The following is a 19,494-nucleotide window of genomic DNA, read 5'->3' on the forward strand; positions in this document are numbered from 1 at the left end:
CGCTCGACGCCGCGATGAAGGCCTCGGGTCTCTCGCACCTGACCGCGGTGAGCGGGCTGACAGTTACAAACAGGGGTGTGTGGCGCTGACCTCGATGGCTATGCGATGATTGGCGAACATCGATCGAAATCGAGGTCCGCCGGCGGCGTGTCGATTGGGCGAACATCGATCGAAAAATGTAGCCTCGAAACCATGGCTCTCGACCTCACTCGCCCTCTCGCTGTCGACCTTTTCGCTGGAGCTGGAGGCCTCTCGCTGGGGCTTGAACAGGCCGGATACGAAATCGCCGCCGCCGTCGAATACGATCCCATCCACGCAGCCGTACACGAGTTCAACTTCCCTCAAGGGAAGACCTTCTGCCGGGATGTGTCGAAGATCACGGGTGACTACATCCGCGAAAACTCCGAGATCGGTGACCGTGAGGTTCACCTCGTTGCCGGAGGCCCGCCGTGCCAGGGTATTTCGATGATCGGACGTCGCGCCATCGACGACCCTCGCAACGCGCTGCTCAAGGAGTTCGTGCGGGTCGTCCTCGAGCTGAAGCCACGCTACTTCCTCATGGAGAACGTCGCAGGATTGATGGTCGGCAAGCACCGCCAGCTGCTCGATGAGGTCGTTGAGATGTTCGAGGCAAGCGGGAACTACGACGTCGTGACGCCCGTGAAGGTGCTGCAGGCTGCGGACTACGGCTCACCCCAGTCGCGCCGTCGCATGATCCTGCTCGGCGCTCGCAAGGACGTGACGCTGCCCGTCTACCCCGAAGCGACGCACACGCCTCGCACCATCAAGGGTGCGATCCCGCAGAACCCGAAGCTGCCCCTCGGCCCGAGCGTCAGCGACGCCCTTGGGGATCTTCCTGACGCCGACGACTTCGAAGAGCTCCTGCACGATGACAACGTCCAGAACGTCACGTACAAGCGGGCGAGCGAATACGCCGCGCGTCTGCGTGGTTCGAAGGCTGACCCCACTGACTTCTCCCGGGGTCGCCCTCGTATTGCCGGCGGACTGACGTCGTCTGCACGCACGGTGCACACGAAGAAGTCCATTGACCGCTTCGCTGCAGCCGAGCCGGGTACGACCGAGACGGTCAGCAGGTTCCTCCGACTGCACCCTGACGGCATTTGCAACACTCTGCGCGCCGGGACTGCATCCGACCGGGGCGCGTACACGGCTCCTCGTCCGATCCACCCGACGCTGCCGCGCGTGATCACCGTTCGTGAGGCTGCGCGCCTCCACGGTTACCCCGACTGGTTCCGTTTCCACGTCACCAAGTGGAACGGGTTCCGTGAGATCGGCAATTCCGTGCCTGCTAGGCTCGGTCGCGCCGTCGGCGCATCGATTCTCGCCGCAGACGACATCACCCCCACGAAGGGGAGCAAGTCCGTGCGACTCGGCTCGACGGACCTTCTGTATATGACGGCCGGACAGGCGCACGAACACTTCGGGCTTACAGAACGCGTCATCCCGCAGCGCGACCGGAAGGTCGGCTGACGTGGTTGACGATCTGTCGTCCGACGAGCCGGTTGAGGCACCCAAGGAGAACCGCTACAAGCAGCTTGCAGGGTGGGTTTTCGAGAAGCACTACACGCCGGGTGCGACGAACGTCCCTTGGGTGCGCGATGAACTGGAAGAAGCAGCTGCGGCCCTCGGCATCGACCTCCCCAAGAACCTGGGCGACGTCGTGTACGCGATTCGGTATCGGACGAGCTTCCCTGAGGTGATGCTCGACGCCGCACCCGAGGGCATGGAGTGGGTCATCCGGTCGACTGGCCGGTCAAAGTACACCTTCGATCTGATCCCATTCCAGGTGCGCATCAAGCCGAATCTGGCGCTAACCGTGACGAAGATCCCGGATGCGACGCCGGAGATCATCGCCTCGTCGGCACTCGGCGATGAGCAGGCGCTGCTCGCTCTGGTCCGCTACAACCGCTTGATCGACATCTTCCTCGGAGTCGCGTCGTACTCGCTGCAGAACCACCTCCGCACGACAGCCAAGGGCGTCGGGCAGGTTGAGGTGGACGAGGTTTATGTCGCCGTGGATCGTCATGGCCGGCAGTTCATCCTTCCCGTCCAGGCGAAGGGCGGGAGCGACGAGATCGGGATCACCCAGACGGAACAAGACCTCGCCGTGTGCGCTGAGAAGTGGCCTGACATGATCTGCCGTCCAGTCTCAGCGCAGTTCGCTGCTGACGGCCGCATCGCCTTGTTTGAGCTCGCTCTTCAGGATGACCAGGTGCGCGTCCGTCGTGAAGCCCACTACAAGCTGGTGCCTGCGAAGGAGATCACAGCCGAGGATCTCCGCGGATACGATCTCGCGGCCAGCCCCGACGACATCTGACCATGGAACCTCATCCAGCACCTTCGAGCGAGCTCGTTTCGCGCCGGATGAGGAACACGCGCTCGCGCGACACTCCGCCTGAGCTTGCCCTGCGTCGGGTGCTTCACGCAGCCGGATTTCGTTACCGAGTCGATGCTCGCCCACTGAAGGATCTCAACCGCAGGGCCGACCTGGTCTTCGGCCCGGCGAAAGTCGCCGTTTTCGTGGATGGCTGCTTCTGGCATGCGTGTCCTGAACACGGCTCCGCACCGAAGGCCAACTCGGAGTGGTGGGCAGAGAAGCTGCGCCGCAACGTCGAGCGGGATCGCGACACCGACTCACGGCTCCGCGACGCGGGTTGGGTGGTTCTCCGGTTCTGGGAGCATGATTCGCCGGCGGAAGCGGCTTCAATCGTGGCACGTGCAGTGACGCGGCGTCGTCCGGCAGCGGCGCGGGATGACGGACAGAACGAGGCCTCCCGCTAGTCTGAGCCCGTGCCACGCAAGAGTGCGAAACCCGAAGTCATCGAGTGGATATTCCTGCATAGGAAGTACGACGTCGCGACTGCGACCCTCACCGATCCTGTCGTCACGATGGACGACATCAACGAAGCGATTCGTATTACGGGTGCCAAGCTCAAGCTCGATGGGAACCGAGCTAATTTCTGGAAGGACATCACTCGGGGCGGTGATGCAAGTCTCAACCGCTACTGGCCACCTGCAGTCTTCGCTCTCGGTTTCGTCGGCGCGGACGCCATCGGCTACGGCGAGGGCGCTGTGTTCATGTTCGTTCCGGTACCCGCGGGTCAGGCGGTTGCGTACGTCAGCGGCATCGTATTCAACAGTCAATTGCCGGTGATCAAGCTTCAATCGCTTTCGATGCCCCAGGCTATGAAGGAGCTCGGCCGTCCCGGAGAGACATGGCATGCTCAGGTGGCGGATCGGCTGAACGTCGTCTCATCGTTCTTTGCTCTGTGCTCACCCAGGAATGTCCCGCCCAGAAACGTCCACGAAGTCAACTTCCTGCAGACCAACATCAAGCTCGGCAAGGGTGAGAGCGATGCTGCGTTCAGCCTTCTGGCCGACGACGGGCAATGGCTGGTGTCCGCCGAGGTCAAGGGCCGCACCGAGCAGTTCCATTTGCCGCAGATCGCGCGAGCTGTCTATGAACTCGAGCAGGCCGTGAGAGCATCGTCCGCGACGATGAACATATCCGGGGTGATCCCGCTTGGGATCAAAGTCGTGGACAAATCGGTGATCTGGGTGGTCGAGTTCGCACCCGTCGCGACCCGCAATGCACCCCTGGTGAAAGTCGCCGAGGGCGTCTTCGAACTGGTGCCGCACGTACCGGGTGTTGAATAGACGAACTACCCGCTTCGGCGTCCGAGCCGCCTGAGAGAATGGCCACATGATCACGAAGGCAGACCTGGCTCCCGCGACCGTGACGCTCGACTCGCTGGGGGTGGGCATCTCAGCGTTGCTCCCCGAATATCGCTGGAATGGTTGGGAATGCCCGTACTTCCGCCCTGACGACGTGCGAGCGGCTCGGTCGAACTTCGAGGCGCTGTACGCGGATGCCGATCCAGAGGAAGTTCGCTTCCGCTGGGACGACGCGACTGATCTGCCGTCTATCGTCAGCGTCTTCGACGACGACGAAGCCGAAGAAGTCTCGACCATGGAGATCGACGGTGAGTCGTTCGTGACGATCGGCTGGGGCGGCTACTGCTGGTATGTCGTCAGCGCTAATGGCAACGAATTCTGACGCAACGAAGGCTTCGACCTTGACACTCACACTCGACGCGATCCTGCATCATGCCGGCATCGACCCAGCCGAAGCCCAGATCATGCGGCACGCCTATGTGAAGGAGCATCACGACACTGGGCGGGCCGGGATTCACATCGACTCCACGCACGCGGAGATACTTGAATATACGCGCGAGCAGTCGTCGAGTCCGTGGAGCTTTCCTCGCTCTCCGTCGAAGCTGTGGGTGGTCTTCCTCCCGGAGGGCGGCGATCGCGCGAGGCTGTGGTCTGTGCTCGAGTATCTCCACGAAGAGTCGAACGACGGTACCCGCCGGACGTTCGCTGTTGCCGATACGGATCATCTGCTTGATCTTCGGGGACGACTGGTCATCAGATGGAATGCACCGCGTTCCTGGTGGGTCACCGGTCGAAAAGGAGCGACATATCCGGTCATGGAGATTGCCGACTCGCAGCCTGTCGCCTTCCCAGGCTTCGACAAGCTCGTGCTCGATCGTCCGAAGCTCATCGCCGTCATGCGTGAGCACCGCTATGCCACGTGGCGCGCGGCATTGGCGTCAGTCGTCGGGATCTATCTCATCACCGACACCCGCGATGGCAGACAATACGTCGGCAAGGCCGACGGCGCTGAGAGCATCAGCCAGCGCTGGAGCGCCTACGCTGCCAACGGCCACGGCGGCAACGTCGAGCTGAGGAACCTCGACCCGACGACGTTCAGATACTCAGTGCTTCGGGTCTTTGATCCCTCGACACCGACTCGGGAGATCGATGAAGCCGAGAGTCACTTCAAGGAGATCCTCAATACGCGGAAGACCGGACTCAATCGGAACTAGGTGGTCACGCCTCCGGCGTGCCCTCGCCGTCATCCATGATCAACGGCGTGAAGTCGGTCAACGCGGCCGGCGAAACACACGCGACACAGCACACGAGACCGAACTTCAGGCACTCCAGCAGCAACTCCCGGTCGTGCCCCGTATGCCAGTCGCCCGTGAGTGCGTCGGGGCCCGGAACAGCTCCGCAGTAGGGCAGCAGATCGCCAGGCCGACGGTAGAGGTGGTGCAGCACAACGGTTGTACGAGCGGTCATGCCTTCATCGTGTCATCCACGATGGACATTCTGAGCTGCTATCGCTGATCCGCAAACGGATCGACGATGCTCTGCACGCCGTGTTCCGGGCAGACGAAGGCGATGCGCACCCCGTGTTCGTCGGAGGTGATGCTCACGTCAGGCTTGCAGTCGCGGCCGCACGTTGAACACGTGCGGTACTCGTCGTCGCTCGGCTGCTCACCCATGTTGCCGACCCTAGCTCTGCTTCTCGAACATCGATAGCTCGAGCCCGTCCAGGAGCCTGCCAGGCTCGACGCCCAGCGCTGTGGCGACCTTCACCAATGAGTGGAGGCCGATCAGCGACCGGCCTGCTTCGTACGCCCTGATGTTCGAGCTGTCGATCTTGGTCATCGACGCCAGGTCATCGGGGGAGTAGCTGCGCTGCTGGCGCAGCTCGCGGATATTCGTGCCGACGAGCGCTGCAGCAGGGGAGGGTGTGCGAGCCATGACTCAAGTATCGCTGGTACTTGTGCCCTCCATATACAGAGCTCAAAACGTATCGCGATAATGTACCTTATCGCACATACGTTTTGATAGAGTCGAGGTATGGATATTGAGCTGTACCGTCCACCCGCAACACCCCCGAAGGTCCCCGCTGCACTCGTCGCTGCTGCCGTCGAAGACGCACAGCAGCCCATGCCGACGCTCGTGCATCGCTCTGTCGCCCGAGCTGTTGCTCGGAGCTCCGAGGCGACCGCACGCCTGCGTCTTGAACGTCTCGCCCGTGTCGTCATGACGACCGACTCGCGGATCACCGATCCGACGCAGGTGTGGCAGCAAGACTGGACTGCTCTTCCCGTCGAGGTGTTCGAGGCGCTCGATGCCGGCATCAAGCTGGCGTGGAAGAACTCCGCCGCGAGTCGCAATGCGATGCGCGACTCGGTCCGCTCGGTCATCCGTGAGTCGCTCAAGGCGGGAATGCTCACGCATGATCGTGCGACACCCCTGCTCAACGCCGTGGTACCTGAGAAGCTCCCTCGCGACGAAGAGAAGCAGTCTCGCGGTCATGTCTCTGAGACTGAGGTGAAGCGGGTGCTTCATGAGCTCGCGCAGGATCCGTCACTCACTGCACGCCGTGACACAGCTCTGATCGCGCTGTTGCTTGGGGCCGGCCTGCGACGCGATGAGGCTGTGGGCATCGACCTGGATCACCTGTCCGAGCATCACGAGTACGTGACGGTGCGCGGCAAGGGCAACGTCGTGCGCGATGTGCCGCTCTCGGCCAACGTGCGCCTCGCCATCCGAACGTGGCTGAAGGCTCGCGGCGACCACCCCGGCCCGCTCCTCGCGCCTATGACACGGACGAAGCCGCGACAGGTTGTGGTCGACCGTCGGCTCTCGACACAGACCGTCGCGCAGGTCGTCGCACGCCGCTTCGGTCTCCATGTCGCACCGCACGACCTGCGTCGTACGTTCACGGGCAATCTGCTGGAGTCGGGGACGGATCTGTCGACCGCCAGCAAGGTGCTCGGCCACGTCGATCCGAAGACGACGGCCGGCTACGACCGTCGGGAGCGAGCGAAGCGACTCGAAGGCGTGGAAAACACCAGTCGATACCTGCCAGTCGAGGATGTTGCGGGCGAGTAGTGGCCGCCATCGAAATGTCGGCTAAGGGCAGCCCGCTCTCGCCAGTAGTCTCGGGCCATGTCCTCGAAGAGTCCAAAGCTCGCGTTCAACCGAGTCCTTGTCATCGGCGGGGTGCTTGCGTCGGTCGTGACGATCTTCGCTCCGGTGCTTCAATACGGAACCTGGATTAGCGAGAATGCCGCGTGGGCGCTCTGGCTCGCGGTGGGGTTGCTGGTTCTGCTGGTCGTCTACCTCTCCGCGCGGCTTGAGGCTGTGAAAGGTGAAGTAGCGGCCGCGGCCACCCGCGCGCAAGAAGTAGCTGACGCGCACCGTGCAGCGATCGACAAGGTAACCACCGACGCAGAGGTGGCTATCGGCCGGCAACGCTCGGAAACTGCCGTCGCCGTGAAGGCGGCTCAGGCGGCAAACGCGGAGCTACAGGCGCATCGCGATGCCGAGAGGACCGCAGCGAAGGTTCCGCTCAGCGAGCAAGATCGCGAGCTTGCTCAGCGAATATATGCGTACGCGTCAGATGAAGCCACGCTCACCGAACTCGTCAGCTTCTTCGCGCTCCAGATTCCGAGACGTCTGGTCACGCAGATTGAGGACCTCTCGAAGCTGCCGCTCAAGCGGCGAGCTCACGATTCCGAGCTGGGCGAGCAGCTCAACACCCTGGCAGAGGCCGCCTCGGAATGGCTTCACCTGTTCGTGGACATAGCCGATTCGGACGAACAGGGTGAGTTCTACAGCACGAAGCTCAGATACTGGGTTTCGCAGGCCGAGTACAAGCGACGGATGGCGTTGTCGGAGAAGCTCGGTGAGCTCGGCGACGACCTACACGCGAAGATGCTCGCGTATCAGCGGTACTACGCCTCGCTCTGACTCGCTCGACACAAGCCAATATGGTGGTGCCATGGTCACAGTCGTGCAGCGAGTCACCCAGTACAACAGCGAGGTCAAGCAGCCGCGGGGCGGGTTCGTGAACCCGAACTTGCTGAAGGTCACGCAACTCGACGACGGTCTTGGGGCGCTGGATCAGAAGCAGGAGAACCTTCACGCGTCCGTTGTCGGTATGGCAGTGGACTACCTCGCGAGGTTAGACCTCGTGCGCATCGCCGAAGGGGAGGAAGCGATCGGCTACGTGCGTGACATCTTCCAGGCGTCGCTGATGGGTGCCGAGCGCATCACGGACCTCGGCGTCTATCCTCCGGCGAAGGTCCTCGCAGCTGAGGCTGCATACGAGTTGCGCGTCGTCGAAGAGCCCGACGGCACCGCGCGGTTCGTGATCGACGAAGAAGCCGTGCGCATCGTCTGCAAGCTCTCGACGTACGACATGGGCTTGCGTGGCAATACCTTCATGTACAATCCCGAGTCGTCGGAGCGAGCACCTGACGAGGTTACGGTGAGTCACATCCTGACGATGGTCGAGCGCGCCCGTCGACTGTTCGACGAACGCGGCCCGGTCGTCGACGACACCTTCCTGTTCATGAGCGAAGAGCAGTACGCGGCTGGCGAGCGCGGTGGCTACACGGACCTCGTCGACGGTGGCGATGGCGACTTCCTCACGGCCGACACTGTCTGGGACTTCAAGGTGTCGGTCTCGAAGCCGACGAAGGACCACACGCTGCAACTGCTGATGTACTTCCTGATGGGCAAGGCATCGGGCCTCCCGAAGTTCGCGACGCAGACGCACATCGCAGTGTTCAACCCTCGGTTGAACACCATCTATCGCCTTGCAGTCGACGAGATTCCAGCCGATGTGATCGATGTCGTGCGCCGCGATGTGATCGGGTACACGGGCTGACGGATCCGTCGGTTTTAGGACGCCAGAATCTCCCAATGAGTTGGCGCAGCAGAGCCGCGCCGGAAGTTGCTGTGAAGAAGCAGAGCCGCCGGCACGCACACGCGCCAGCAAGATCCCAGGAGAAGAAGCCATGCAGAAGTTCCCCGCACTCATGCTGTTCGTCTACGCAGCGATGGCCTTCGGCATCTCGGCTCTCGTCGCCGTCGAGTTCGCTGCTCGTCAGTGGACTGGCCTGGCTCTCGCTCTCCCCGCAGCACTTGCTGTCATCGGCGTCGTGTGCGTCGTCGCTGCGATCCGCTGGGTAGTCGCCGAGCGCCGCGCTATGCTCGCTCGCTAATCGCTCTCTACGTACCAACAGCCCCGCCCCAGCATCTGCTGGGGCGGGGCTGTTGTCTTCTGCCCGTGGCCTGCGCCGCGCGTCGGCTGGGTGAGAATCTGTGACAGGCGGGAGAAAGATTCACCTCATTAGCGTATGCAATGTCCAGTTAACGCGCTATAGTCATGTGTAATCCGGTGTAACACCGGTAACAGCTCCTCCTGGCTCGTCTTCGTTGGAACCGAGCGGCGAGCCAGGAGGAACCTACCGAAAGGCTCTCACATCATGACCGACACGATTACCTTCGACATCTCTGGCCTGTCCCCGGAAGCCGTCGGCTACCTCACTCAGGTTGTCGCCGACCTGCGCACCGCTGACCAGGAGCTCACCGATCACGTGGACGTCGAGCTTCCCGATTGGCGCAACGCCGTCTCAACCGGCTGGACGCTCGATCATGTCGAGCAGCTGCGCCGCGAGCTTGCGGTTGGCCGCAAGGATGTGCAACTCGCTGCCTTCGACCAGGCGCTACAGCAGGACGGCTACATTTCCCGTGGCGATCTCTACGCGCTGGCTGGCTACGACCAGGACCGACGCCTGAACAACTGGACGACTCCGTTCCGGAAGGCCGTCGCGAGGATGGTCGCCGAGGATGACCTCCCGGAGTCGGCCGCGCTGCCGATGGAGCCGGTCTATCGTGATGATGTCTCCGGCTACCAGCAGGCACTTGGCTTCCAGGTCGCGCCGGAGATCGTCAAGCTCATGAACGAACAGGGCTAACAAGTTCTACTCGTCGCAATGCAAACAGCCCCGCCCCAGCAGATGCTGGGGCGGGGCTGTGTCTTTCTGTCTCGTGACCCGGCGCTGTCTACTCGCTGACCTTCACCCACTTGCCGGCGGGCGTGAGTCCAGCCTCGGTCTTGCCGATCACCATGGCCGAGCTGCCCATCACCGTGATGTCGGCACGAGCGAAGTACCTCGCGCCGGCCTCAGGCTCGGTGTACGGGAATCGGACGCTCACGAGGTCGTCGTTCGCGCGCTTGCTGCAGTAGCGGACGTAGGTGAGCTTCGAGAAGTCGTCGGTGATGTAGGTGCGGTACTCCTGGATCTCGTCATCACTCGGCAGCTGCTTGACGGTGGCCAGCTCCGGAGCCTTGAGGGTGTCACCCAGGAGGTGGTACACGACGGCTGCAGCCTCGGTGTTCTCGATCAGCTCGGCCGGTGCCGTCTTGAGGGCCTCGAGGCCGCCCTCGGCATACTTCACACCGACATCGACGCGGCAGACGTCGGTGGGGTAGCGCGTGGTCTCGACGGTGTACGACGTGACCGCGAGCTTCTTGCCGTCGGGCACCGCCGCGAGCAGCTCCTTGCTCGGCTGCACCTTGAACGGCAGGCCCTGCGAGGAGAAGATCCCGTCGGGCGACTTCGCCATCTCGAAGTCGTAGACGATCGCGGTGTCGTCACTGTCGGACTCAGCGCCGCTGCCTGCGCCGGGCTGTGTGCCGGTGCCAGTCTCGGTCTCAGTCTTGGGCTTCGTCTCGCTCGTCGAGATCGACTTGCCCTTGGCATCGTTCATCTTCGCCATGTCGGCTGCCGTGCAAGCCGTGAGTGCGAGCGTAAGGCCCGCAACCGCGGCAACCGCCTGTGCGATCTTCTTCGTGTTCATGATCATCCTGTCTCTCGTGTCTCGGGTCGCGTTCGTCAGAAGACGAAGTCGGCGACGTCCTTGCCTGCCTTGCCGCAGAGCTCGGTGAACTTCGCCATCTCGGCGTTCACGTCAGCGGTCGCGACCTGGCCTCCTGCCTGGAGCGAGCGCTCGGTGACGTTGAGGGTGTCGGTTTGGCCCTTGACGTAGAGCAGCGGTGGCTCGCCGTCCCAGGTGATCTGGTAGCCCTTGGCGTCCTCGACGATTGCACCGGTGCCCGTGGAATCCACTGCGCCGGTGCAGCTGTAACGGGTGTAGCTCGCGACGCCAGCGGCCTGGTCGACGACCCAGCTCTCGAGAAGCGGCGAGAAGCCCGACACCGCGGTGAGGTACTGCGTACCCGCCTCAGGCGCGAGGCTGACCTGGTTGCTCTTCGTCGCGTCGTCGGGGTTATCGTCGCCGCTGCCCGGCTTGCTCGAGTCGTCAGCCTCCGCAGGGCCGGCCTTGCAGTCGTCGCCGAACTGCTTGGTCAGCGCCGCGCCCTGGCTGCCCTCGCTCGCGAAGAACGTCGACTTGCCGATCTTCAGCATGTCGCCGTCCGAGAGCACCTCGAGCTTCGCCTTCTTGTCAGAGCCGAACGCGCCGGGCTCAAGCCACTTCAGCGGTGCAGCGCCGTCGGCGACCTCTCCGAGGGTGCCGAACGCGGTGTCGCGCGGATCAATAGCGCTTGCGCCGGAGTCGCATGCAAGGCGCGTGACTTCGACGTCCGAGCCGTCGACGGTGAGCGTGAACAGCTCGGCGGTGTCGCCAGCAGGGGCGTGCACGTACGCACCCTTACTGACGTCGAGCTCGGCCGCCTGGAACAGGCTGCAGCCGGTGAGCGTGAGCGCCGCAGCAGCGAGCACTGCAGTGCCGGTGGCGATCTTCTTCGTGGGGTTCTGCATCAGCATGGTGTTGTCTCCTGTGTCGTTCACGCGGTGCGGTTCTGCTTCTTGACCCACGCCTTGCGGGCCCAAGCGAGGATCTGGTCCTGCGCGACGATGAGCGCGCCGAGGATGAGGCCGAAGCCGATGGCGATCCACATCGACGTCATGAGCCCGATGAGTGCTCCTGCAGCCATACGTGCGAGCAGGAACAGCGCTGTGATTGCCGCAGAGATGAGCACCAGCCGCAGCAGGCTCGACTTCGCGATGGCGAGCTTGAACTCGTCGCTGATCTTCCGCAGCGCGCTCTTCGTGAACGCGAAGTCGTCTTCGCCGGCCTCAGCCTCGGGCATCCGGAGAATGCCCGCACTGAACATGCTCTTGACGAGCGTGAAGACGAAGAACGTGATGGCCGATGCCGCGAGATCAGCGAGGCCGGAGAGCGACAGCTGGTACGCGAGGACGGTGACACCCGCGACGAGGAGGAGCGTCACGAGGATGCTCCACGCGCGGCCGTCGCCGACCTTGATGTGGTTCTCGATCACCGTCGGCATCTGCACCCGCGGCTTCTCTGGCTGCGGCTGCTCGTCGGGTGTCGGCTGGGGTGTGGTGGTGTCAGTCATGGTGTGCTCCTTGGAGGTGTGAGGGGTCTAGTTGGTGGTCTCGGGCTCGTCGAAGAGCTCGTCATCGTCGAAGATGGGCCAGTCCTCGTCGTCCGGCTCGTCGGGGTCGGTGTCGGGCTCAGGGGCGAGCACGCCGAGGGGGATCGAGGGAACGACTGGCGCAATGGGTGCAGCCGGTGCGTCCCGGTACTTCTCCGACGAGTCATCGGTGAAGGGGGTGAGCTGCACGACGTCTTCGTCAGCGATGCGCTTGAACGAGCCGTCGGCGTTCTTCTTCGGCCCCGTCTTGCCAGCGCCCGCAAGAGGCCGGACTGCCGCCCAGCCGCAACGCTGGATGTGGAGCCCCACGAACAGCAGCCCGAGCGGCAGCTGAATCCATCCCCAGATCTGCGTGAAGGTCGGCGTAGCCTCCATGAACGTGCCCACGAGGAACAGCACCGTGGCGACAACGCCGCCGGCGATGTACCAAGGCCAGTCCCAGAGTCGGCCGATCTTGGGGGAGTGCCACCACAGTCCTGCGTAGATCGCCGCGGCGAGGAGCATCGCAGGACCGACAGCGAGACCGATCATGAGGAAAATCAGCGGCACCCAGATGAGCCTCGCCATCTGTTCCTTCGCCCCGTCGTTCGTCGCGAGCATGCGACGGAACAGCGAGGGGGTGATGTCCTCATGGCGTGCCGACTCGGCGACGCCCGTGACGCCAGCACGACTGATGCGGCTGGCGCGCTGCTTGAGGAGCTCTGCGCGACGACGTGCGCTCGTACCCGGCCTCGACCGGTGCAGCACCCAGACGCCGCGCTCCTTCTCCCAGCGCTGCGCGATCATGATGCAGCCCCGTCCATGCACGGCTCAAGCGCTGCGATGTCGACCGCGGGGAGGCACGACTGGAACTGTTCAACAGCCATGCCGCTAGCGAACGCGCCACCGGCGACGAAGCCGAGGATGAAGATCACGAGGATCACGACGAAGAGGCCGATGGCCTTGAATGCGAAGACGCCCATTGGGTACTGCCCTTCAGGTGCGGTACCCGGGAGCTCGCACGCTCGCGCAGGCACCTGGATGGAAACAAGTGCGATTGCGAGCGATCAAGGATTGCTCCGGTACAAATAATCATGTCACGAGTCTTGAATATAATCAAGTATCGTGACATGATTAATTACATGCAGATCGACATTCCGAATCCCGACGCCGCCGCGCTCACGCGGCTGGCCAAAGACGCTGACCTGTCGCGTTCGCGCTGGGTCCGCGCCGCGATCCGGAGCGCTGACGCTGATCCCCAGCTCGCCGATCGCATTGCCGCCGCAGCACCTGAAGTAGCTCACGGCGGCTACCGCCCCGGAGCAGGGCGGCCCAAGAGACCCGAAGGCAGCACGGCTGCCGACCCCGAAACTGACGGGGCGTAATCGCCACGAACGGCGTACACCGAGGCACGGATCCCCGATGCCTCGTGAACGACGAACTCCGAAAGCGAGGACTGTCATGTCCCTCATCAAGAAGAAGGCGGCTCCTGCAGCCCCACAAGCACGCTCTGATCTGCCGTACGCCGGCCTTGTCGCAGAGAACCAGCCCGCAGACGACGGCAGCCGCATGAACACCAACGCGGGCAAGCAGGCGGGGGAGTTGGCGCTGAGCGCTCCGCACCTCGCTGTCGTTGGCAAGACCGGTTCGTCCAAGACCCGCTCGGTGCTCGCGCCTGCTGCGGTGATGTGGGGCGACCGCCCGGCGATCGTCATGGCGTCGAAGGGCGACCTCGCGGAGCTGACGATCCGCCAGCGCGCGAAGAACGGGCCGGTCTACCTGCTCGATCTCTCCGGCGAGGTCCGCGAGTCGGAGCTGAAGAACGTGCCCGTCACTCGCGTGATCTCCGACCCCTGCGCGTTCGCCGACACCGACGACAACGCGATGAACATGGCGAGCCTGCTGCACGCCGTGGGCACGCTCGGCGCTGGCGGCACTGGCAACTCGAGCGATGACAGCGCCCAGTGGAAGGCGCTCGCGACCAGGCCCCTTGCGGCGTTCCTGCGCGCTGGCGGCTGGCTGCCGAACTTCGAGGACCCCGACGGCGACCCGGTGTGGGGCGGTGGCGTGCTCTGGGCGCAGGATGCGACGCTCGACATCGGAGACGACATCAATGCCTCGGCTGCTGCTGAAGCCGACGAGGACATGGACTCGCCGAACTGGGACTCGGCCTACTTCCGCGCGAACGGGTTGCTTGGCTCCCGCCACGCACAGGCGCTGCGAGCAGCTAAGAAGATGGACCCGAAGCAGCGTGACAGCATCGGCATCAACTGCATGATGGCGCTTACGCCGTGGGCGATGGAAGCGGTGGCTGGCGACGGCACCGGTACGCCGTTCCACCCGAGCATGCTCGAAGCGCGGGGTGCGACGCTCTACATCGTCGCGCCGTTCGACGGCTCGGCTGCGCCTGCTGCAACCGCCGTGATCATGCAGAGCATCACCCACTGGCGTAAGCGTGTCGGCCAGCTCGAGCCGTTGCTCCTGGTGCTCGACGAGCTCGCGAACGGCGCGCCGCTTCCTGCCCTCCCGCAGATCGTCGGCGAGGCCCGTGGTCTCGGAATCCGTCTGCTCGTGGGCCTCCAGTCGTCGAGTCAGTTCGAGCCTCGTTGGGGGAGCGCGCAGATGAAGGTGCTGCGCGACAACTTCCCGGCGTACCTGCTGATGCCCGGTGTCGGCGGTGCGGAGAAGGAACTGCTCGAGGCTGCAGCGTGGAGCACCGGCGAAGAGGAGCGCTCGACGTCGTCCGTCGACAATGTCGGGAACGTCTCGCACGCGCACGATCGCGTCGAGGCGCAGACAGCCGCAGAGCTGCTGCCACGTCGCCGCGGCCAGGCTAGGTTGCTCACCGATGGTGGCCCCGGCATCCTCGTCGACCTCCCCGACATCGACGCGACGAACCTGCGCGCCGCGTAGCGCGGGCACGATAAAGGGGTGGGGTCCAGCCGAGCTGGAGCCCACCCCTTTATCGTGCGTACAGCGTGAGCTACATGCTCATGCCGGAGCTCTGGTTCTGGCTCTGCTGCTGAGCACGAGCACGAACGTGTGCGTTCGTCGCACGGATGTCAGCACGAGCCGCAGCCATGCGCGCCCGCATCTCAGCCTGCTTCGCGGAGCCAGAGCTAGAGCCGGCGCTATTGTCGCTCGCGGCCTGCGCCTGGCGCGGGGCACGCTGGTGGGGCTGCTCAGTGCTCTGCGCACCGCCCTGGCGCTGCTGACCATCCTGCGCGTTGCCCGACCGCTGCTGGCTGTTCTGTGCAGCGGGTGCGGATGCTGCCTGATCCTGACTCTGGCTCTGAGTCTGGTGAGCCTTCGGCGTCTGCCGCTCCTGTCCCTGGGACTGGTGCTGCTCCTGCTCCTGCGTCTCAGCCTGTTCGGCGGCCTGAGCCTGCTCCTGAGCCTCGGCCTGCTCGGCTTCCTGCTGCTCAGCCTGCTGAGCCTCCTCCTGGCGCTGCTGCTGCGCCTGCTCGTCGACCTGCTGCTGTTCCTGTGCCTGCTGCTCCCGCGCCTGCTGTTCAGCGCGCTCCTGCCGGTCCTGACCCAGCTCAGCCTCGCGACGCTGTGACATTCCCTGTCCCTCGGACTCGGCCATCGCCTGATCGTAGCGACCGCGCGCGTTCGCCTGGCGGGCTGCGAGGTTCCGCTTCGCCTGCTGGTACTCGGCGCTCTTGAGCGCGTGCTCGCCGTAGCGCTGCCGCACTGCGGCCTCGCCCTTGTCGGCAAGCAACCGCATCATCTGCTCGGAGCGCTCGGTGTCGATGTTCTTGTCGGCCATGATCTTGGTCCTCTCGGTGGTGGTGGTATCGGTGGTGGGGGCTAAGCCGCGCGCTTCGACTTGATCCGCAGCTGGATGGCCTCGCGAGCAAGCCCCGAGGCCTTCCGCCGCATCTGCTCGACGTCGTGCATCGTGTCCCAGAACGGGCGGCTGCGCGGGCTCATGCGCGCGATGGCGGTAGCCTCGCGCTCATCCGCGAACGCACGGATCTCTCGCGCGTGCCGCTCCAGCATCTCGATGCGGCGCGTGTAGTCAGTCATGATGGTCACCTCCTCTCGTCACATCCCCATGCCGCTGTCGTGCGACATGGAACGGTCTCGGTTCTGCTGGTTGACTTCGCGCATCTCAGCCGCGGACTGCTTGACACGAGCCTTGAGGGCCTCGTGCGCCGCTGCGGAGTCCTCACGTGCACTGTTCTCCGCTACGCGCTGCTGATGCAGCACGTCTGGCTGGACCTTCGGCAGTGTCGAGCCCTGGTAGCTGTTCGGAGGCACGGTGTAGCCGTTGTCTTTCAGCGACCGCTGCAGGTTGCCGCGCAGACCGTAGATCTTGTACTTGCCGTTCTCTACCGAGTTGTCGCCGGCAGCGAGCTTGAGCTGCTCATACTCAGCGCGCTTCAGCTGACGATCACGCCGCGTGATCGTGCGCTCACTCCCGTTCGCGTTCCGGCGCGTTTGTTCCTCGGCGTACAGGTGCAGGCCCACCTGGTCCTTTGCGGCAGGATCCGCTGCGGCGAGTTGGTAGTCCACGTGCGCGCCGCCATCCTGGCGCTCGATGACGACCGCGATGAGTTCGACACCCTTGCCGCGACCATCTCGGTCCAGGCCCGGCTTGAGCTGACGCTCGCGGCGCTTCGCCTGCGGCGTCGGAGCCTCAGCGTCATTAGCGCGTGCCTCGGTCTTCGACTCAGCCTCGGCGGTGCCGTTGCTCTGCTGCGCAGAAGCGTCCTGCTCGGGTGTAGCAGCCTGCTGTTGCTCACGGACCTGACGCGCCTGCTCGGCACGCTCCTGCAGCGACTCACGAGCCGCCTTGATGTCAGCGCTGAGCTCGCCATTGAACGCGCGCGTCCGGAGGCGAGTGTCTGCCTTGATCTCGGCGACCTTTTGGTCAATCTCGGGATCCACTGCGCGCAGCTCGGCGATGATGCCGGCCTCGAGCTCGCCCATCTCCTCCGGGTGCTCGTCCCATGCGGCAGCCATCAGTGCATCAGCGGCGATCTTCGGATCCGGCTGATGCGCCTTCAGCGTCTCCACCGGCGCTGTCTCGACAGCTGCGGGCTCTTCGACCTCGGCTGCGGCCGGAGCATTCCGCTTCGGCCGGTGCTCATCCATCCACGACATGTCCATGTCGAACCGCGAGTAGTCGCCCTTCACTGCTGCGATCTGCTCCTCGACCGAGAGTTTCGGCGCAGCCTCCGGCTCAGGCTGCTGCTGCGTCACTGGTTGCTGCACCTGGACTTGCTCGACGGTGATGCCCTGCGCCTCGCGTTCCTGACGTGCAAGCTCCTGGACGTCACCAACCATCTCGTCATACTCAGCCTGTTCGGCGTCCGACAGCGGCCGCTCCTCAAACGGCAGCGGCTTCGCCTCGCCGACGTGCTGCTTGCCCGCCGGCATCTCGATCTCCTGACCGAGCGCCTTGAGGTCGAGCTGCGCGCCGACAGCGTTGTAGCTGTACTCGACGCCGAGCGTCGTGCCTCGGATGCCCTGCTTGGCATCTCCGACGAGGTAGCTGTAGTCGTGATTCTTACCGGGCTTGCCGCGGCGCAGGCCCGTCTCGACGACCTTCACGTCGTGCGCCGCAAGCTCCGCAATGAATGTGTCGCGGTCGCTAACGCTGCCCGAGACGAGTGCCGCGTAGATCTCGCGGCGAGCTCGGTCTTGGTTCGACTCCTTACCGCGCTGCTTCTCCCAGTACGACTTCTGCCCGTCGCGCTTCTGCGCGTCGGAGTACTCCTGTGACCCAACCCGAGCGAGGCGCTGTGAGAACCCGAGCTCGGGGTGCTCGTCCAGGAACTGGTCGCCACGGCCGCGCACTTCGTTGACCTTGGTGAGGTCGCCGGCCATCTTCTGACCGGCCTTGTACTCCACGCCGTTGAGCGTGAAGTCGCGATAGATCGTGGCGTTCGATGCGACGTGCACGTGGACAAGACCAGACTCGCCATTCCGCTCGAGCCACAGCTTCTCCTGCAGCCCGGCGTAGAGCTCCTCACGCTCGGCCTGCACGGCCTTGAAGAACCGCTCGCAGTCCTCGATGCTCTCGGGGTTCACGGAGTCGATGCCGGCGGCATAGATCGTGTGCACGGCCTCCGACTGCTTCTCCGTGAGCGCCGCCGGCGGGATGTAGAGGTGCGTCGGCATCTCGCCGGCGCGCACAGGACGAGTGCGGTTGCGCTTGCCGTCGAAGTACTCGACCGTGTCACCGAACTGCCCGTTGGCGTGCAGCCCGGTCTCGGGATCCACCGTCTCGTTCCGACCACGCGCCGCGCGCACGGCACCGTCGGTGCCGTGCTTCTCGCGCGTCGCCTGCCACTCTCGGACCTGCATCGAGAAGGAGCCAGAGCAGTGGCGGGATGCAGAGAAGAGGGGAGGTTCCTGACCCTCCTTGAGGTTCCGCTCATACGCCAAGAGCCCGATCGCCGAGCGACCGGAAAGTACAGTGCGGACGATGCCGCCCTTCGTGACGGTACTCACGCGCGTTCAATCTGATCGATGATGGCGCGTGCATCGATGACGATGTACTCGTCGACCTGCTCCAATGCCGCCTGATGATCCAGCCGGCGCTCGATGCCCTGCAGCGCTGCGACGAGGTCGCCGAGCGTCTGCTGATCGACGATGTCTGTGTCGATGAGTCGCAACGTGTTCGCGTAGCGAGTGATCTGGTTGACGTTCGCACCGATCATCCGACGCTGGTGCGCACGATCATTCCACGCCTTCGTCGCTGCATCGAGCGAGTCGATGAGCGGCTGCGACGAAGTGGCAACGGCTGCCGCTGCAGCCTGTTGCTGGGCCGCCTCGGCGGCCTGCTCCTTGGCCGCTTGCGCGGCGGCGTCGCCGGCGTGCTCCCACAGCAGCTTCAGAGCGCTGGAGCGGGGGATCCCACCGAGGGCATCACGCTGGCGATCAAGCTCTGCGAGCTCGTGCGACTTGAACGAGACGCCGACCACAGCAGCGCGCTTCGTGTCGACCTTCGCGGCCCGCTGGGGCTGCGACGAGGTGGCGTGATTGCCAGCTCCGAAATCGCGACCATTCGCTGCGTCCATGACACAGCACCTCCCAACGCACAGTTCACCTACATGTCATATAGACAGTGAAACTGTCGTCGGGATGTAGCAATTCTCCCACACAAAGTGCAGTACGGCAAGCAGTCTGACAAGTTAACAAGCCCTTCGGGCCCCGCTTCGCGGGATTGTCAGGCTGCTTGCCTCACTCCTCGCAAGCTCGTCGTTCGGACCAGGGGCGAAGCCCCTCGCGTGCTCCGCACGCTCACCCCTTGAGGCGTGGTTCTGACCACCAACGATGGTGCTCAGCCGACGCGATACTGGGTAGTTTCCAGTATCGAGTTCCACCCTCGAGCACGGTGCTGGAAGGCGCGATACTGGGCGAAAGCCAGTATCGAGTTCGACCCGTTTCGGCGACGCGATACT

The 19,494-nt window shown here is 64.1% G+C and carries 25 protein-coding genes; 13 read left to right on the forward strand and 12 right to left on the reverse strand.

Features of this window, described 5'->3' with window-relative positions; translation table 11 throughout:
- Positions 1 to 192 precede the first annotated feature (192 nt).
- The 6 genes from ABWO84_RS05110 to ABWO84_RS05135 are packed head-to-tail and all read left to right on the forward strand — an operon-like array spanning position 193 to position 4,910.
- Complete coding sequence (locus tag ABWO84_RS05110; protein WP_353113218.1) at positions 193 to 1,491, forward strand: DNA cytosine methyltransferase; 1,299 nt, start codon at positions 193 to 195, stop codon at positions 1,489 to 1,491.
- 1 nt (position 1,492) lies between these two features.
- Entirely contained in the window at positions 1,493 to 2,338 is an 846-nt protein-coding gene (locus tag ABWO84_RS05115) for an endonuclease (protein ID WP_353113220.1), read from the forward strand.
- Positions 2,339 to 2,340: 2 nt separating this feature from the next.
- Complete coding sequence (locus ABWO84_RS05120; RefSeq protein WP_353113222.1) at positions 2,341 to 2,802, forward strand: very short patch repair endonuclease; 462 nt, start codon at positions 2,341 to 2,343, stop codon at positions 2,800 to 2,802.
- A 9-nt stretch (positions 2,803 to 2,811) separates the two neighbouring features.
- Positions 2,812 to 3,678 (forward strand): hypothetical protein, encoded by an 867-nt coding sequence (locus ABWO84_RS05125; protein ID WP_353113224.1) that lies wholly within the window; start codon positions 2,812 to 2,814, stop codon positions 3,676 to 3,678.
- A gap of 46 nt (positions 3,679 to 3,724) precedes the next feature.
- Positions 3,725 to 4,078, forward strand: coding sequence for a hypothetical protein (locus ABWO84_RS05130; protein ID WP_353113226.1), 354 nt, complete (start codon positions 3,725 to 3,727; stop codon positions 4,076 to 4,078).
- Between the two features lie 19 nt (positions 4,079 to 4,097).
- On the forward strand, positions 4,098 to 4,910 hold the full coding sequence (locus ABWO84_RS05135; protein WP_353113228.1) for a GIY-YIG nuclease family protein: 813 nt from the start codon (positions 4,098 to 4,100) through the stop codon (positions 4,908 to 4,910).
- A 4-nt stretch (positions 4,911 to 4,914) separates the two neighbouring features.
- Here the strand turns inward: ABWO84_RS05135 and ABWO84_RS05140 are convergent, their stop codons facing one another.
- Genes ABWO84_RS05140 through ABWO84_RS05150 form a run of 3 tightly spaced genes read right to left on the reverse strand, consistent with a single transcriptional unit; the run spans position 4,915 to position 5,631 of the window.
- Positions 4,915 to 5,163: a hypothetical protein gene (locus ABWO84_RS05140; protein WP_353113230.1), complete on the reverse strand. Its 249-nt coding sequence runs from the start codon at positions 5,161 to 5,163 to the stop codon at positions 4,915 to 4,917.
- Positions 5,164 to 5,201: 38 nt separating this feature from the next.
- On the reverse strand, positions 5,202 to 5,369 hold the full coding sequence (locus ABWO84_RS05145; protein WP_353113232.1) for a hypothetical protein: 168 nt from the start codon (positions 5,367 to 5,369) through the stop codon (positions 5,202 to 5,204).
- A 10-nt stretch (positions 5,370 to 5,379) separates the two neighbouring features.
- Positions 5,380 to 5,631, reverse strand: coding sequence for a helix-turn-helix domain-containing protein (locus tag ABWO84_RS05150; protein WP_353113234.1), 252 nt, complete (start codon positions 5,629 to 5,631; stop codon positions 5,380 to 5,382).
- Between the two features lie 99 nt (positions 5,632 to 5,730).
- Here ABWO84_RS05150 and ABWO84_RS05155 point away from each other — a divergent pair, with 99 nt between their 5' ends.
- From ABWO84_RS05155 to ABWO84_RS05175, 5 genes are all read left to right on the forward strand, one after another.
- A complete protein-coding gene (locus tag ABWO84_RS05155; protein ID WP_353113236.1) occupies positions 5,731 to 6,771 on the forward strand; it encodes a tyrosine-type recombinase/integrase in 1,041 nt (346 codons plus the stop codon).
- Between the two features lie 57 nt (positions 6,772 to 6,828).
- Positions 6,829 to 7,632 (forward strand): hypothetical protein, encoded by an 804-nt coding sequence (locus tag ABWO84_RS05160; RefSeq protein ID WP_353113238.1) that lies wholly within the window; start codon positions 6,829 to 6,831, stop codon positions 7,630 to 7,632.
- A 31-nt stretch (positions 7,633 to 7,663) separates the two neighbouring features.
- On the forward strand, positions 7,664 to 8,554 hold the full coding sequence (locus tag ABWO84_RS05165) for a hypothetical protein (RefSeq protein WP_353113240.1): 891 nt from the start codon (positions 7,664 to 7,666) through the stop codon (positions 8,552 to 8,554).
- Positions 8,555 to 8,684: 130 nt separating this feature from the next.
- On the forward strand, positions 8,685 to 8,891 hold the full coding sequence (locus tag ABWO84_RS05170; RefSeq protein ID WP_353113242.1) for a hypothetical protein: 207 nt from the start codon (positions 8,685 to 8,687) through the stop codon (positions 8,889 to 8,891).
- Between the two features lie 264 nt (positions 8,892 to 9,155).
- On the forward strand, positions 9,156 to 9,647 hold the full coding sequence (locus ABWO84_RS05175) for a hypothetical protein (protein ID WP_353113244.1): 492 nt from the start codon (positions 9,156 to 9,158) through the stop codon (positions 9,645 to 9,647).
- Between the two features lie 88 nt (positions 9,648 to 9,735).
- Here the strand turns inward: ABWO84_RS05175 and ABWO84_RS05180 are convergent, their stop codons facing one another.
- From ABWO84_RS05180 to ABWO84_RS05200, 5 genes are read right to left on the reverse strand one after another with little or no spacing between them, the layout of a single operon-like run.
- On the reverse strand, positions 9,736 to 10,533 hold the full coding sequence (locus tag ABWO84_RS05180; RefSeq protein WP_353113246.1) for a hypothetical protein: 798 nt from the start codon (positions 10,531 to 10,533) through the stop codon (positions 9,736 to 9,738).
- Between the two features lie 35 nt (positions 10,534 to 10,568).
- Positions 10,569 to 11,486 carry a hypothetical protein gene (locus ABWO84_RS05185; RefSeq protein WP_353113248.1) on the reverse strand — a complete coding sequence of 306 codons (918 nt, stop codon included), beginning with the start codon at positions 11,484 to 11,486 and terminating at the stop codon, positions 10,569 to 10,571.
- Positions 11,483 to 12,058 (reverse strand): hypothetical protein, encoded by a 576-nt coding sequence (locus ABWO84_RS05190; protein ID WP_353113250.1) that lies wholly within the window; start codon positions 12,056 to 12,058, stop codon positions 11,483 to 11,485. The genes ABWO84_RS05185 and ABWO84_RS05190 overlap by 4 nt, the downstream gene beginning before the upstream one ends.
- Before the next feature lie 27 nt (positions 12,059 to 12,085).
- Positions 12,086 to 12,883, reverse strand: coding sequence for a hypothetical protein (locus ABWO84_RS05195; protein ID WP_353113252.1), 798 nt, complete (start codon positions 12,881 to 12,883; stop codon positions 12,086 to 12,088).
- On the reverse strand, positions 12,880 to 13,059 hold the full coding sequence (locus ABWO84_RS05200; protein WP_353113254.1) for a hypothetical protein: 180 nt from the start codon (positions 13,057 to 13,059) through the stop codon (positions 12,880 to 12,882). The genes ABWO84_RS05195 and ABWO84_RS05200 overlap by 4 nt, the downstream gene beginning before the upstream one ends.
- Positions 13,060 to 13,206: 147 nt before the next feature.
- On the opposite strand from ABWO84_RS05200, the gene ABWO84_RS05205 reads away from it, so the two are divergent.
- Together ABWO84_RS05205 and ABWO84_RS05210 are read left to right on the forward strand one after the other, a co-directional pair.
- Positions 13,207 to 13,461, forward strand: a complete 255-nt coding sequence (locus tag ABWO84_RS05205; RefSeq protein ID WP_353113256.1) for a hypothetical protein — start codon at positions 13,207 to 13,209, stop codon at positions 13,459 to 13,461.
- Positions 13,462 to 13,537: 76 nt separating this feature from the next.
- Entirely contained in the window at positions 13,538 to 14,989 is a 1,452-nt protein-coding gene (locus ABWO84_RS05210) for a type IV secretory system conjugative DNA transfer family protein (RefSeq protein ID WP_353113258.1), read from the forward strand.
- A gap of 70 nt (positions 14,990 to 15,059) precedes the next feature.
- Here the strand turns inward: ABWO84_RS05210 and ABWO84_RS05215 are convergent, their stop codons facing one another.
- Genes ABWO84_RS05215 through mobC form a run of 4 tightly spaced genes read right to left on the reverse strand, consistent with a single transcriptional unit; the run spans position 15,060 to position 19,110 of the window.
- A complete protein-coding gene (locus ABWO84_RS05215) occupies positions 15,060 to 15,848 on the reverse strand; it encodes a hypothetical protein (RefSeq protein ID WP_353113260.1) in 789 nt (262 codons plus the stop codon).
- Positions 15,849 to 15,889: 41 nt separating this feature from the next.
- Positions 15,890 to 16,108 carry a hypothetical protein gene (locus tag ABWO84_RS05220; protein ID WP_353113262.1) on the reverse strand — a complete coding sequence of 73 codons (219 nt, stop codon included), beginning with the start codon at positions 16,106 to 16,108 and terminating at the stop codon, positions 15,890 to 15,892.
- A gap of 18 nt (positions 16,109 to 16,126) precedes the next feature.
- Positions 16,127 to 18,541, reverse strand: coding sequence for a hypothetical protein (locus tag ABWO84_RS05225; protein WP_353113264.1), 2,415 nt, complete (start codon positions 18,539 to 18,541; stop codon positions 16,127 to 16,129).
- A complete protein-coding gene (mobC, locus tag ABWO84_RS05230) occupies positions 18,538 to 19,110 on the reverse strand; it encodes a plasmid mobilization relaxosome protein MobC (protein WP_353113266.1) in 573 nt (190 codons plus the stop codon). Before mobC ends, ABWO84_RS05225 begins: the two co-directional genes overlap by 4 nt.
- Positions 19,111 to 19,494: the final 384 nt, after the last annotated feature.

Origin of the sequence: Microbacterium sp., from assembly GCF_040394595.1 — a bacterium.
GTDB lineage: Bacteria > Actinomycetota > Actinomycetes > Actinomycetales > Microbacteriaceae > Microbacterium.